The following is a 14112-nucleotide window of genomic DNA, read 5'->3' on the forward strand; positions in this document are numbered from 1 at the left end:
TTGCCCGATTATTAACAATCGAAAATCTAAAATCTAAAATGGATCGACCGTTAGGCTCTGTTATTCAAGGTTCCCTGAGCAAGGGATTAGAAGTGCGACTGCACGCCGATGTTTCGGTGGAAGATATGAGGGTGGGGAAATTTCTAGTAGTGCGGGGGGTGCGATCGCACTTTTTCTGTATGCTCACCGACGTGTCTCTCGGAACTTCTAGCGCCCGCATTTTATCGAATCCTCCCAATCCCGACGACGATTTTCTTCTGGCAGTGCTAGCCGGTAGCAGCACCTACGGTACGATCGAACTTTCGCCGATGTTGATGTTGACTGCTGAGAGAGAAAAACAGCAGGCAATTTTCGACCCGACGAAAAACGGCGGAGCCCGCGAGAATAAGCTGGCGTTAGGAAATTTGGCTTCTTTTGAGTCACAAACGGGCGCGGATATTGAGTTGCTGCCCGTTAAAACTATTCCCAGCCACTTTTCCCAGGTGTTTGATGCCAAAGAAACTGATTTTCGGGCAGTTTTTGGCTGGGAAGATGACCCGTACCGCCGCAATTTTGCGATCGGCAAACCGATTGACATGGACGTTGCTGTGTGCTTGGATTTAGACCGATTTGTGGAACGCAGCAACGGGGTTTTTGGCAAGTCGGGAACGGGAAAATCTTTCCTGACGCGCTTGCTTCTATCGGGAATTATTCGCAAGCAAGCTGCTGTCAATCTAATTTTTGATATGCACTCGGAGTACGGGTGGGAAGCTGTTTCGGAAGGGAAACAGTTCAGCACTGTTAAAGGTTTGCGGCAGTTGTTTCCCGATAAAATGCAGATTTATACCCTCGATCCAGAATCGACAAAACGCCGGGGAGTCCGCGACGCTCAAGAGTTATTTTTAAGTTTCGATCAAATTGAAGTGGAAGACATCGCGCTGGTGCAGCGCGAGTTAAATTTGTCGGAAGCTAGTATCGAAAATGCGATTATTTTGCGAAATGAGTTGGGCAGTGGTTGGATAAACAAGTTGTTGGAAATGACCAACGAAGATATCCAAATGTTTTGCGAAGAAAAGCGGGGGAATAAGTCTTCGATTATGGCTTTGCAGCGAAAGTTAGAGAGATTGAATGATTTAACATACATTCGTAAACGCTGTCCAAAAAATTATGTAACTGAAGTTTTGCAGTGTTTGGATGCTGGCAAAAATGTAGTAATTGAGTTTGGTTCGCACTCGGATTTGCTGTCGTATATGTTGGCGGCAAACGTGATTACTCGTCGCATTCACGGATCTTACGTACGAAAAGCTGAGAAGTTTTTGCAGAGTAAAAATCCGTGCGATCGCCCGCAGCCGTTGGTGATTACCATTGAAGAAGCTCACCGCTTTCTCGATCCGGCGATCGTGCGATCGACTATTTTCGGGACAATTGCCAGAGAAATGCGAAAATACTTTGTCACCCTACTGATTGTAGACCAGCGTCCTTCCGGCATTGATGCCGAAGTCATGTCGCAAGTAGGCACCCGCATTACAGCCTTGTTAAACGACGATAAAGACATCGATGCTATTTTCACCGGCGTTTCAGGAGGGCAGAGTTTGCGTTCTGTTTTGGCAAAACTCGACTCCAAACAGCAAGCATTAGTTTTGGGCCACGCCGTACCGATGCCCGTAGTCGTGCAAACTCGCCCCTATGACGAGCAATTCTACAGGGAAATCGGGGATATTGACTGGCAAGAAATGCCCGATGAACAAGTATTTGCCGAGGCAGAAGCTGCTAAAATGGATTTGGGATTTTAGATTGACAACTGCTAGATTCATTACAGAACTTAGGCAAAGGTTACTGTAAATTAGTCGGGGCGCAGAATTGGCGATCGCTGGCAATGACAGAAATATCAGATTTTTGCCTCAGTTATAAACGAAAAAGTGCGATCGAACCTCAAAAAAATTAGCCCCCAGCTTTCCGTCAGAAGCTTTTCCCCTTTCACCCCCTCACCCCTCATCCCTAACTGCCCAAAATTTGCCTAAGCTTAAACATGATGGAGATGATGGAGCCTCGCAGCACAATGAAAGTCAAACAGGGCAACAGCCAGCCTTTATACACCTTGTCGTTACTCGTAGCAGAATTGGATTAGCATATTTAAATAAAAATGTCAAGAAATATTTTAAACAGTTACTCCCATCTAATACGGCGATCGAGTTCGGTTATCTCGCATCCCACCATCTAGGCAGCGAGAAAATTTCAAGCGATGATGGAACAGAGAGCAAAACAAAGCCCTCGAATTGCATGAGTCTGTTTGCATGAGTATTGTGAAGTTGAGTGGCAGTTAAAACTAACAGGGAATTCAAAACCTTAAGGAAAAATGTAGAATCTTGACCTTAAGACAGAGGTTTTTACCCTTTACGATCCTCAAAATTGGGAATAATATTGAGAAAACTAAACTCTTGCTTCACTTCGCCTTGAACTAGCCGTTAAAGCTAGCGAGCTACCGAAAATCGACGGGGATTACTGGAAAATCCAGCACAAAAGTAATCCCAAACAAAAAGCTTCTACCGATCGTCACCGATAAACATGAGGGGAAACATCCCCTTTGTCGCAGTCTTTATCCCACTTGCAAAAGTGGGACAGGGTATCACCAACTTTTTATCTGTTGTTACAAGGAGTGCAATACTCACCCATGTCCACCACAACCCCCAAAAACAAAACAGTGAAAGCCGATCGCATGGGCAGCCGGCCATACTCCTCAACGGATACGGTTCGTACCTATCTGCACGAGATCGGTCGCGTACCCCTGCTAACCCGAGAAGAAGAAATTGTTTTCGGGAAGCAGGTGCAGCAAATGATGAAATTAATCGAAGCAAAACAAGCACTTGCTAAAGAATGGCAGCGGGATCTGACGAATCAAGAGTGGGCTGCCGAAATGGAGTTGACCGAACCTGAACTTAGCCGCATCTTACACATAGGGCGGCGGGCAAAGCAAAAGATGATTGAAGCGAATTTGCGGCTAGTAGTGGCGATCGCCAAAAAATACCAGAAACGCAATATGGAATTCTTGGATTTAATCCAAGAAGGCACCCTCGGTTTAGAACGAGGAGTCGAAAAATTTGACCCGATGCGGGGATACAAATTTTCTACCTATGCCTACTGGTGGATTCGGCAAGCAATTACCCGCGCGATCGCCCAACACGCCCGCACAATTCGATTGCCAATTCACATCACCGAAAAACTCAACAAAATCAAAAAGGTGCAGCGGGAACTCACGCAGCAGTTGGGCAGATCTCCCTCCCCCGGGGAAATTGCCGCAGCCTTGGAACTGCACCCTTCCCAAATTCGGGAATACCTGCTGATGGCAAGACATCCAGTTTCTTTGGACTTGCGGGTAGGAGACAACCAAGATACCGAATTGCAAGAACTCTTAGAAGACGAAACGGCATCTCCAGACAACTACATTACCTCGGAATTACTGCGGCAAGACCTCAATACTTTGATATCAGAACTTACCCCCCAGCAGCGAGATGTAATAATTCTGCGCTTCGGTTTGGAAGACGGCACGGAAATGTCTCTGGCGAAAGTCGGAGAACGGTTAAATCTCAGCCGGGAACGGGTGCGGCAGCTAGAACATCAAGCCCTTGCCCACCTGCGGCGCCGCCAATCTCAAGTCCGAGAATACTTGGCTAGTTAGTCACTAAAAAAGTTGAGATTTCCCAAAATCTCAACTTTTTTTTTTCATGTTGGCGCGGCTGGGAAGGATACTTTTATACCAGTTAAAAAAAAGAATGCAACTGTAGACCCGTACTCGAAACCCTTATGAAATACGTCACGCCACATTATTCAATTCTTTAATCTAAAATTAAAAATCTAAAATGGTATTATTTGAGGGGTCGATCGCGCGATCAGGGCGGAGGCAAAATTGGTCCAAACTAATCTTAGATTTAAGTTCAGGAACCGGGCGGGCGATCTTTCCTTCAAGTTAATAGCCAACATTAAGCCAAATACCCGGTTTCTCTCCGATCTTTGTGAAACTGGTACAAGAGGCGCTTGGAACCAGCTATTTTAAATTTTGGGGTCTGGAGTGGTTTTGACTTATTTGATATTGACAGGAAGTTTAGAAGCGATCGCGATCGTGCTTGCTCTCTCGCCCGGTAACTTGAGCATCGCATTCCCCGCACACCGATCACAGGACTCGGACATCAAATCCGACATTTTGAGCTGGCAATCCCCCCCAAATCCTGCGCCAGATACAGCTAGCACAGGTTTAGGAGAGGGCATTTATCTCTACGGCCAGTCGAGCAACCCAGATGAAATTAAACAAGAATATTTTGTATTTGAAATGCGGCAGAGTAAGGTAGTAGGAGCTTTTTACCTGCCTCGGTCTGCTTTTTACTGTTTTTACGGCACAAGCGATCGAACTCAGTTAAATTTAACAGTAGTTGACACTTACGACGGCAGTCGCTCTCCCTACTCCGTAAACCTGGAACAGTATTACCCAATTTCTACCATCAGCGAGAACGATCGGCGCATCTTGGGTATTTGCAAAGAATCTCACAAACAGCAGGTGTGGGAAAAGTAGGAAACACGCGCTGCGCCACCAGTCAATCGATTTTAGATTTTAAATTTTAGATTTTAGAATTGAAGAAAGCAACCCCACTGATACATCGGGCGCCCCCGGACCAAATTGCTTTCGGTCAGGGTTCAGGAAACAGTAGTAAAATTGCTCCTAAGTTGAGAATTTCGGACGGACACCACACACATGGCAAGATGAAACTGCGTCGGAAAACACTATCGATCATTGGCATTACCATCGCTGGATTGACTGGCATTCTGTATGTCGCCTCCTCAAGCATCCTTTTGGGCAGCCTGATCAAAGCAGAGGAACAAGAAGCCACACAGGTTGTCAAGGGAGTGCTCAATGTGTTCGGGCAAACCGCAGATGACTTTAACTCGCGCTTTGCCGACTGGTCGTCCTGGGACGACACCTACACTTTCATCCAAAACCGCAACTCAAAATTCATTGCCTCCAATTTAATTCCAGAAGGGCTGGCTAATATAAGAGTTAATATAGCCATATTTGTCAATACTTCTGGCAAAATAGTTTACAGTACGGGTTTAGACAGCCAAAAGCTGAAACTAACGCCTGTTCCAGAAGCATTAAAACGGCGCATTTCTCTCAGCGACCCGCTGTTGCAGCACCCCAACGCCAAAAGCAGCCTCGCTGGTATCCTGCTGCTACCGTCAGGGCCAATACTGATTACTTCCCGGCCTATTCTCACGACTAAAAGCACCGGCCCGATCCGAGGTACGCTGATATTCGGGCGCAATTTGGATGCTGCGGGCATTGCGAAGGTTTCTAAAATTACTCGCTTGCCACTAATCGTACACAGCGTGAATGAGGGTCGGTTGCCTGCAGACTTTCAGCAAGCGCGGGAGAAACTGTCGGAAAAAAAACCAATTTGGGTGCGTCCTTTAAGCGAAGAGTCGATCGCAGGTTACGCTTTGATCCGCGATATTTACAACAAACCTGCGCTGCTATTGCGGGTTGATATCCCCAGAGAAATATACCGGCAAGGTCAAATTAGTTTGCTGTACCTGCTGGGGTCTGTAGCGTTAGCCGGAGTTGGGTTGGTCGGCTGCACTCTGCTACTGCTAGAGCGTCTGGTGCTGTCTCGGTTGAGCGGTTTGGCGAAAGCAGTGAACCACGTCAGCAGCAGCCAAGACCTCTCGATGCGACTGCCGGTGACGGGCGAAGACGAGTTGTCCGACCTTGCCCATACTATCAACGGAATGTTGAGTGCGATCGCCCAAGCCGACAGCGAACAACTTGAGGAAAAAGCCCGCTACAGAGCCGTAGTCGAGCAAGCTACAGATTGCATTTTCCTGTGGGACGCTCAAACCAAACGCCTTTTGGAAGCCAATACAGCGTTTAGAAACTTGCTCGATTACAGTCCTGATGCGATTTCGCAACTGACTATTTACGATATCATCGCTTACTCTAAAGACCTAATTGACAACAATATCGAGTTGCTGCTGACGGACAAACAATTTAGAATTGGCGAAGTTCTCTACCGTCGCCGAGACGGTTCCTGCGTGGATGTGGAAGTGAGCGGGAGCGTGATTTCCTACGGCGGCCGCGAGATTATTTGCACGGTTGTCCGCGACATTACCGAGCGCAAACAAGCCGAAGTCCAACTGCGAGCCTCGGAAGAACGCTACAGACTTTTGTTTAAAAATAACCCCCATCCGATGTGGGTTTACGATTTAGAAACTCTAGAATTTATAGCCGTCAATCAGGCTGCTGTCCAACACTACGGCTACACTCGCGACGAATTTCTCAACATGACCGTTGCGGACCTTCGTCCCTCCAAAGAGCTGCCGAAATTGCTAGAAAATATATCCCAAGTAGATGCCGGTATTGAGTTTGCAGGTGTGTGGCAGCACCAGAAAAAAGACGGAACAATTATTGATGTAGAAATTACTTCTTATGCTCTGGTATTTGATAGCAGAAATGCTGAATTAGTTCTGGCTCACGACGTGACCGACCGCTTGCAAGCCGAGGCAGAACTCTACAAGGCAAAGGAAGCCGCAGAAGCCGCTAGTTTGGCTAAAAGTCAGTTTTTGGCTAATATGAGCCACGAACTGCGAACTCCTCTGAATGCGATTATCGGTTACAGCGAGATTCTGCAAGAAGAGGCTTTAGATTTGGGCGAAGAAAATTTTGTGTCGGATTTGGAGAGAATTCACCATTCAGGCCAGCTTTTACTTTCCTTAATTAATGATATTCTGGACTTGTCGAAGATTGAAGCCGGTCACGCGGAACTTGAATTAGAAACTTTTGACGTGTCGGAGGCAGTTCAAGATGTAGCCAGAACTGTTGAACCGCTATTTTTGCGAAACACTAATCGTCTGAATGTGGAGTGTCCTAATAATATTGGCGAAGTGTATTCGGATCAAATTAAGTTTACTCAAATTTTGTTTAATTTGCTCAGCAATGCAGCTAAGTTTACTCATAAAGGAACAGTTACACTCAGCGTGGAAAAAATTAAAAATGACGAGAATATTAGGGATTCGGAACTGTTAATTATTAAGTGTACTGATACGGGGATTGGGATTACTCCTGAACAGCTACAAAAATTATTTCAACCTTTTACGCAAGCTGATGCTTCGACTACCCGCAAGTACGGAGGTACGGGTTTGGGTTTGGCAATAGCGCAGAAATACTCTCAGATGCTGGGGGGAAAAATTACTGTGAGTAGCGAGTTTGGCAAGGGATCAACTTTTACTCTGATGTTGCCAGCATAGCTCTTTTTTAAATTTTAGAGGGGCGAAAAAGTCTTGACTACAAACAATATTAATACTCAATGCCTGGTTGAGCTTTAATCCCTTGTTCTCGGAATGGATGCTTAACTAAAGTCATTTCTGTCACCAAGTCGGCCCGTTCTATTAGCGCTGGCGGGGCGCCTCTGCCTGTTAAAATAATGTGGGTTTCTTCTGGTTTTTTGTCTAACCCGGAAAGCACTTGCTCGATTTGCAAATAACCTAGTTTTAATGCTATATTGACTTCATCTAGAAGAACTAATTTAAATTCGGGATTACAGATAAAAGTTAGGGATTTTTCCCAAGCTTTTTGAGCTGTTTCAATATCTCGGTCGCGGTCTTGCGTGTCCCAGGTAAAGCCTTCTCCCATTGCGTGAAATTCTAGCTGTTTTTCCCAGAGTTGAAAAACTGCTTTTTCTGCGGGTTCCCAAGCTCCCTTAATAAATTGTACTATAGCGACGCGGTATCCGTGACCGAGCGATCGCACAACCATTCCCAAAGCGGCCGTGGTTTTGCCTTTACCGTTACCCGTATTGACTATAATTAAACCTTTTTCTTTGGAGGAGTTAGCGATTCGCTGTGATTGCACTTCTTGGCGCCGCTGCATTTTCTGTTTGTGTTGTTGGGCTGTTAACCCAGTGGTTGCAGTGGTTTCTATATTGGTTTCCATAGTATTTTTTAACCGCAGATGAACGAGAAAGATGAACGCAAATAAACGCTGATAGATGCCATATGTCTAGTTATTGCCACAGTGTTTTCAAGTTTAGCACGAAACCGGGCAAAACATCTTCTCCTGAAAGTTCTGTTGGACATTCCAAAACTTCTATTTCTTGTCCTTGGCGATAGATTTCGACTCTCCGGGTTTTGCGGTTGATTAACCAGCCGAGTTTTACTTGATTATTCATGTATTCTTGCATTTTGTCTTGGGTATCTTTTAAACTGTCGGTTGGCGACATTAACTTTAAGACAAAATCCGGGGCAATGGGAGGAAATTTTTGTTTTTGTTCGGGAGTGAGTGCATCCCATCTTGATTTTTCAATCCAAGAGACATCGGGAGAACGATTGGCACCGCTTGGCAGTTTGAAGCAAGTTGAAGAATCGAAACAAATTCCCAGTTGAGTTTGTCGGTTCCAAATCACAAAATCCGCATTAATTTCTGAATTGTAATTTCCGGTTTCTCCTCCTGTGGGTGGCATGACGATTATTTCTCCTTTGGCGTTGCGTTCAAATTTGACATCGGGGTTGTCGCGACACAGTTGATAAAATTGGTCGTCGGTTATTTTGGCGATCGAGTTGAAGTTGATGGTAACTGCTATCATGGTATTTTATCAGGATGCGTGGGGATTTTTAAGCCACATAATGTATATGAAGGCGGATAAATGCCGATCGATGCAGATGTTGTAAATATTATTATTAATGGTTAAGAGGATTTCAGGGATATCTTTTTATGCACTTTCGCTCATTATATCACATCGTTATAACTAGCTATTAAGAGTTTTATCAAACGCTTTTTGGAGGAAACAGTTACAGACATACCAATAATAAAATGCAATGTTGATTTCGCTAAGCAATTTAGGTACTCCCTCTAGTAAACTGGAGAATATCTTGTTTTTTAAATGCAGGGAATCCACGCCGATCGCAAAAAACAACAAGCCTACACCCGCTAACAATATTTGGTAGGGAGTTAACTGTAGTTCTCGCCGAAAAAACCATCCGTAGGAAGACAAAACCACGGCGTATAAAAGACTTACTCCTAGCTTAGGAATTCCCCCTGCTACCATATATATATGAATTCTGTAAATTTCATTTAGTAAAAATCCACCTGTTAACAAAGCCGAAAACAGAATAAATCGATTGTCTGAAGTGCGCGGTTGAATACTTTGAGCTAATTTATAGGTAAAAGTACAAACAATGACGGGTACAGAACATAAAATTTGGAAAGTCCGAGTTAACAAGGCGACATTGGGATGGGGATAAGAATAAGGCGGAAAGAATAAATCGCTGACTTTTAACCCTGAAAGCTGAGTGAAAAATATCAGTATCGCCACCAAAAATAAGGATAAACAATTGAGTCTAACAACCAAACGAGAAATAGTCATAAGCAATTAACACCAAAAATTAGGTTGACTGCCCAAATACAAAAAAATTATATCACCAATATCTCTGGATATTTTGCTAAACTTAATCATGAGTGTTATCAAAATAAGGAGACAGTCATGCTGTCAGTGAAAGAAGCAGAATCGATCGTTCTAAATTTGGCGCAACCCCTCGACAGTCAGCAGGATGTAGAAACTGTAGACTTGCTGGCAGCATCGGGGCGAATTTTGGCTGCACCAGTCACTGGTTCCCTGGACTTTCCTTATTGGGATAATTCAGCAATGGATGGGTACGCGGTGCGGTTTGCGGATGTGGAAAACTGTAGCGCCGAAAAACCCGTGGTACTCGAAGTAGTTGAAGAGATTCCAGCCGGATATCAGCCTCAAAATACCGTTCAATCGGGGCAAGCGGCGCGAATTTTTACCGGTGGGGTGATGCCTGCCGGTGCTGATACGGTGGTAATGCAGGAAGAAACGAGGGGTGAGGGCGATCGTATTTTTATCTTAGTTTCTCCTGAAAAACCGCAAGCATTCGTCAGGCACAAAGGCGCTTTTTATCAAGCAGGAACAACTTTGCTAACTCCCGGTACAGTTATCTATGCCCCAGAAATGGCGGTGTTAGCAACTGCCCAGTGCATTCAAGTTCCAGTTTATCGACGGCTGCGGGTGGCAATTTTTTCTACGGGTGACGAATTGGTCTCGCCAGACGAACCTTTGGCACCGGGGAAACTGGTAGACTCGAATCAGTATGCTTTGACAGTTTTGTTGGCGCAAATGGGATTTGAACCGATTCGATTGGGGATTGTTCCTGATAATGAAGAGGCGTTAAACAAGGCGATATCCCTGGCTGTGGCGACAGCGGATGTGGTGCTTTCTACGGGCGGCGTCTCGGTAGGAGACTACGATTATGTCGAGAAAATTTTGGCGGATTTGGGAGGAAAAGTTCACATTAGTTCTGTGGCGATTAAGCCGGGGAAACCTTTAACGGTTGCTGCGTTTAAACGAGGTGAAAAAAATTCGGATTGTCTCTATTTTGGTTTGCCGGGAAATCCGGTTTCGGCTTTAGTCTGTTGTTGGCGGTTTGTTGTGCCTGCTTTGAGAAAGATGTCTGGGCTGGGCGCGGATGCTTGGGGGCCGGAGTTTGTCAAAGCTAGGTGTAATGCTGAATTGCGATCGCCTGGCCGACGCGAAACTTATATTTGGGGTAAACTGCATTTAGTTGCCGGAGTCTGGGAATTTGAACCTGCTAGCGGCAGCCAAAATTCAGCGAATTTAATTAACCTCGCCAATACAAGTGGTTTAGCAGTTTTGCCACCAGTGGAAACCGGGATTTTACCAGGCGAATTTGTAGAGGTTTTAAAAGTTAGTCATTAGTTAGTTGTTTGGGTTATTTGCTATTGGTTTGGTATAAGTTCATGTAAAATATTAACAACTAAGTAATCTTCCTCCTTCCGACTTCCATCGGACTGACATCCGTTACATCCGTTACATCCCGTACATTGCTCGTTGCCGAACTTCATTCTTCCTTCTATCCTTTACATCCGTTACATCCGTTACACAATCCGTTGCCGAACTTTCTTCGTATTATGAAAATTTTAATTGTTGAAGATGACCCGATGATGCAACTGGGATTAGAGCAAGTTTTGGCCGATTCCCCAGAAATAGAAATAGTAGGACAAGCAGAAGATGGCTATTTAGGCGTAGCAGCCGCACTGAAACTCAAACCTGATATTATTGTAATGGATATCGGTTTGCCACGGCTCGACGGCATAGCAGCGACGCAGCAAATTAAAGCACAACTGCCAGAAGTTCGAGTAGTAATGTTAACTTCTCACACGGCAGAAACTGAAATTATTGCTGCCCTTTCTAGTGGTGCTGATGCTTATTGTATTAAAGGTGCTTCTGTAGACAGGCTGTTAGCAGCGATTGCAGCCGCAGCAGAGGGCGCTACATATCTTGACCCTCAAATTGCCCGGACTGTCATCGAACACCTTAAACCCCCGATACCTGCCTCTACAACTACTTTTGGCCAGTTGTCGCAGCGGGAATTGGAGGTGTTAAAATTAATGGTGGAAGGTAACAGCAATCCAGAGATAGCAGCGGCGCTTTACTTGAGTCCAAATACTATTAAAACTCACGTTCGCGGTATTATGAATAAGTTGGCAGTGGATGACCGCGTGCAAGCAGCAGTTGTAGCACTGAGAACAGGATTGGTGTAAAGAAGGAAGTTCGGCAACGGATTGTTTAACGGATTTAACGGATGTAGCGGATGGATGTTGATGGAAGAGGGAAGTTCGGTAACGGATTTAACGGATTTAACGGAAATCCGCAAGAGGTTCGATGGAATAATTCTTAGTTACCAATTCCTAATTACCAATTACCAATTAGCAATTTCCAATTACCAATTATCAATTACTAGCAATTAGAGTGATATAATCTATGTCTGAATGGATAGAAATCGGTAAAATTGTAGCAGCTCAAGGTTTGGACGGGGAAGTGCGAGTCTATCCCGATTCTGATTTCCCCGAAAGGTTTATCGAACCGGGGAAGCGGTGGATTTTGCGCCCTAACAAAAGTGAACCGGAACCGATCGAGTTTTTGGGCGGTCGCTACATTCCCGGCAAAGGGCTGTATGCTGTAGAGGTAGAGGGTGTAAAAGACCGCGACGGTGCTGAGGCGCTGCGGGGCTGTAAGTTGTTTGTTGAAAAGACCGATCGACCTTACCTCGAATCTGATGAGTTTTACGTCCAAGATTTGATCGGTATGGAAGTTTTTAACCAGTTAACCGGGGAAATCCTAGGCAAGGTAAGTGATATTATTCCCGCAGGTAACGACCTTTTAGAAGTAGAAACGAATCTAACGGCGCCGGAAACTGTCGCCGCAGAATTAGAAAAGCCAAAACAGCGTGAAACTCCACAAGCCAACGCTGACCCCAGAAATACCCGCAAACCACGGAAAATTCGCGTTAAAGAGCCTAAATCCACAAAAATATTGATTCCTTTTGTGGAAGAGATTGTGCCAGTTGTTGACTTAGAACAAGGCAGAATTGAAATTGTGCCGCCTCCTGGTTTATTGGAATAATATCATTTCTGGTCAATCGACCGGATATGATAGATCAATTCTAAATAAGTCGTAAATTTTTTACTCCACCCCAACCCTCCCCGCGGGTTCGGGGAGGGAGTAAGAAATTCACAAATGATGCGAGGATTGCTATATTAGTTATTTAAAATTCCCACTTCTCAATTCCCGATATTAATCCTTTCCTCTATTTGTGCACCGCACTATCAAGTAACTGATGGAAAGCGCGAAAATTGCAATTGCCAAACCAATCAAGTCGGCTGCTGTTTTCTTTTCCAGGTCAAGAATGATTATTTTTCGAGATACTGCTATCAAAGAAGTTACAATAACTAGCTCTACTTGAATTACGTGCTTTTTCAGATAAGCTGTAATATTTTCCAAGATTTCCAGAGCAATTAAAACATTTAAAAATAACCCAAATATGACAAACAACGTGTCTTTTAACAAATTATCAGTGTGGTTTACCAATTCTTTTGCTAAAAAAATCAGCAAATCGCAAACGCTGAGGAGAATTACCCAAATCATCGCCAGTGATAAAATTTTCGATATTACTACTTCTACACTTTCTGTAAAATGCAGAAAATTTTCATCACTACTTGACTTGGAAATTTGCCTAAATATTTTTTTCAGCATAAAAGTGATTTAGTCTTTATTCTTAATGATTCTGTCATTGTTCGGTACACTTTGCAAGCGCCAAACTCTGTGATTGCCTGGTTTTACGGGGCCACCCGGGCACTGGGGAAGGCGACTCTCTCTGCTTGTTATATTTTCTAGTTTTTCCTGTCAGCTAGGAATCGATCGCACGCGATCGACCTCCTGATTAATAATTTTTGCCATGAAAAAACCTCAAACTATTGTCTAGCAATATTTTGAGGCTTTTAAGGCGCGGTGCTACACTGAACTAACTATCTATTCTCAACAGAGAATGATTGTTGACTCCCAGCTTGCTCCGACGGAATACACAAGTGAGCTAAAAATTTAGCTCGGGTGGTTTAGTAGCGACGAGAATTGCCACCGCGATCGTTGTTACCCCAGTTACCGCTGTTAGAAGAACCACGTTCTTCGCGGGGTTTTGCCTTATTGACCTTGAGGTCGCGACCCATCCACTCAGCACCGTCAAGAGCCTCAATGGCTGCAGCTTCTTCGGCTTCAGTAGACATTTCTACAAAAGCGAAGCCCCGCATCCGACCTGTTTCCCGGTCAGCAGGCAACTGAACGCGCTTTACTGTACCGTACTCTCCAAAAGTTTGGTTGAGGTGCTCCTGCGTTACTTCGTAGGATAAATTGCCGACATAGATTGACATTGAACATTCTCCAGAATCAGAGTGTGTAGAGATTTAAATCCGGAGGAACGCCGATCGAACGAACTGTACTGCCGAAAATAAAGCCTTGTAAAACGATTATAGCACCTATAGGTGCAAACTGCAATTGTCTGACTCAATTAATTAAAAAGAACGCACAAGGCATCCACCAGAAGACATTCTCCCGAAGGAAAAACCCCCCATCAAGAAGGAACAACTCAGAATAAATAAATTTAATTTTCCTTGTTTCCGAGCTCTGGCGGGGAAACGCAGTTTTTAGGCTCCGTAATGGCATAACGATTTTAGCTTTTAGATCTGGGATTTGGGATTTAAGATTTATGTGTAGGGTATGT

Annotated in this window: 12 protein-coding genes; 7 read left to right on the forward strand and 5 right to left on the reverse strand. The window is 44.6% G+C overall.

The annotated features are described in order from the left end of the window. Positions 1-38: 38 nt before the first annotated feature. From QUA25_RS04430 to QUA25_RS04445, 4 genes are all read left to right on the forward strand, one after another. Positions 39-1772 (forward strand): ATP-binding protein, encoded by a 1734-nt coding sequence (locus QUA25_RS04430; RefSeq protein ID WP_333035893.1) that lies wholly within the window; start codon positions 39-41, stop codon positions 1770-1772. Between the two features lie 878 nt (positions 1773-2650). Further along, positions 2651-3655, forward strand: coding sequence for an RNA polymerase sigma factor, RpoD/SigA family (locus QUA25_RS04435; RefSeq protein ID WP_333035894.1), 1005 nt, complete (start codon positions 2651-2653; stop codon positions 3653-3655). A gap of 390 nt (positions 3656-4045) precedes the next feature. After that, a complete protein-coding gene (locus tag QUA25_RS04440) occupies positions 4046-4543 on the forward strand; it encodes a hypothetical protein (RefSeq protein ID WP_333035895.1) in 498 nt (165 codons plus the stop codon). Between the two features lie 188 nt (positions 4544-4731). Next, positions 4732-7269: a CHASE4 domain-containing protein gene (locus QUA25_RS04445; protein WP_333035896.1), complete on the forward strand. Its 2538-nt coding sequence runs from the start codon at positions 4732-4734 to the stop codon at positions 7267-7269. A gap of 49 nt (positions 7270-7318) precedes the next feature. Here the strand turns inward: QUA25_RS04445 and cobO are convergent, their stop codons facing one another. The 3 genes from cobO to QUA25_RS04460 form a co-directional block, all read right to left on the reverse strand. After that, on the reverse strand, positions 7319-7954 hold the full coding sequence (gene cobO / locus QUA25_RS04450; protein WP_333035897.1) for a cob(I)yrinic acid a,c-diamide adenosyltransferase: 636 nt from the start codon (positions 7952-7954) through the stop codon (positions 7319-7321). Positions 7955-8024: 70 nt separating this feature from the next. Next, positions 8025-8603: a Uma2 family endonuclease gene (locus QUA25_RS04455; RefSeq protein WP_333035898.1), complete on the reverse strand. Its 579-nt coding sequence runs from the start codon at positions 8601-8603 to the stop codon at positions 8025-8027. Positions 8604-8765: 162 nt separating this feature from the next. Beyond that, positions 8766-9383: a hypothetical protein gene (locus tag QUA25_RS04460; RefSeq protein ID WP_333035899.1), complete on the reverse strand. Its 618-nt coding sequence runs from the start codon at positions 9381-9383 to the stop codon at positions 8766-8768. 117 nt (positions 9384-9500) lie between these two features. On the opposite strand from QUA25_RS04460, the gene QUA25_RS04465 reads away from it, so the two are divergent. The 3 genes from QUA25_RS04465 to rimM all read left to right on the forward strand — a co-directional run bounded on the left by QUA25_RS04465 (position 9501) and on the right by rimM (position 12461). Then, positions 9501-10754, forward strand: coding sequence for a molybdopterin-binding protein (locus tag QUA25_RS04465; RefSeq protein ID WP_333035901.1), 1254 nt, complete (start codon positions 9501-9503; stop codon positions 10752-10754). A gap of 212 nt (positions 10755-10966) precedes the next feature. After that, entirely contained in the window at positions 10967-11599 is a 633-nt protein-coding gene (locus tag QUA25_RS04470) for a response regulator (protein ID WP_015179099.1), read from the forward strand. A 220-nt stretch (positions 11600-11819) separates the two neighbouring features. Then, a complete protein-coding gene (gene rimM, locus QUA25_RS04475; protein WP_333035903.1) occupies positions 11820-12461 on the forward strand; it encodes a ribosome maturation factor RimM in 642 nt (213 codons plus the stop codon). 171 nt (positions 12462-12632) lie between these two features. On the opposite strand, the gene QUA25_RS04480 is transcribed toward rimM, so the two are convergent. After that, on the reverse strand, positions 12633-13091 hold the full coding sequence (locus QUA25_RS04480; RefSeq protein ID WP_333035904.1) for a phosphate-starvation-inducible PsiE family protein: 459 nt from the start codon (positions 13089-13091) through the stop codon (positions 12633-12635). A gap of 359 nt (positions 13092-13450) precedes the next feature. Further along, positions 13451-13762, reverse strand: coding sequence for an RNA recognition motif domain-containing protein (locus QUA25_RS04485; RefSeq protein ID WP_332948676.1), 312 nt, complete (start codon positions 13760-13762; stop codon positions 13451-13453). Positions 13763-14112 lie beyond the last annotated feature (350 nt).

Source organism: Microcoleus sp. Pol17C6, from assembly GCF_036701145.1.
Classification (GTDB): domain Bacteria; phylum Cyanobacteriota; class Cyanobacteriia; order Cyanobacteriales; family Microcoleaceae; genus Microcoleus.

Coding starts and splice junctions, on each gene's coding strand:
- QUA25_RS04430 (WP_333035893.1), top strand. CDS start 39: ATGGATCGACCGTTAGGCTCTGTTATTCAAGGTTCCCTGAGCAAGGGA.
- QUA25_RS04435 (WP_333035894.1), top strand. CDS start 2,651: ATGTCCACCACAACCCCCAAAAACAAAACAGTGAAAGCCGATCGCATG.
- QUA25_RS04445 (WP_333035896.1), top strand. CDS start 4,732: ATGAAACTGCGTCGGAAAACACTATCGATCATTGGCATTACCATCGCT.
- cobO (WP_333035897.1), bottom strand. CDS start 7,954: ATGGAAACCAATATAGAAACCACTGCAACCACTGGGTTAACAGCCCAA.
- QUA25_RS04455 (WP_333035898.1), bottom strand. CDS start 8,603: ATGATAGCAGTTACCATCAACTTCAACTCGATCGCCAAAATAACCGAC.
- QUA25_RS04460 (WP_333035899.1), bottom strand. CDS start 9,383: ATGACTATTTCTCGTTTGGTTGTTAGACTCAATTGTTTATCCTTATTT.
- QUA25_RS04465 (WP_333035901.1), top strand. CDS start 9,501: ATGCTGTCAGTGAAAGAAGCAGAATCGATCGTTCTAAATTTGGCGCAA.
- QUA25_RS04470 (WP_015179099.1), top strand. CDS start 10,967: ATGAAAATTTTAATTGTTGAAGATGACCCGATGATGCAACTGGGATTA.
- rimM (WP_333035903.1), top strand. CDS start 11,820: ATGTCTGAATGGATAGAAATCGGTAAAATTGTAGCAGCTCAAGGTTTG.
- QUA25_RS04480 (WP_333035904.1), bottom strand. CDS start 13,091: ATGCTGAAAAAAATATTTAGGCAAATTTCCAAGTCAAGTAGTGATGAA.
- QUA25_RS04485 (WP_332948676.1), bottom strand. CDS start 13,762: ATGTCAATCTATGTCGGCAATTTATCCTACGAAGTAACGCAGGAGCAC.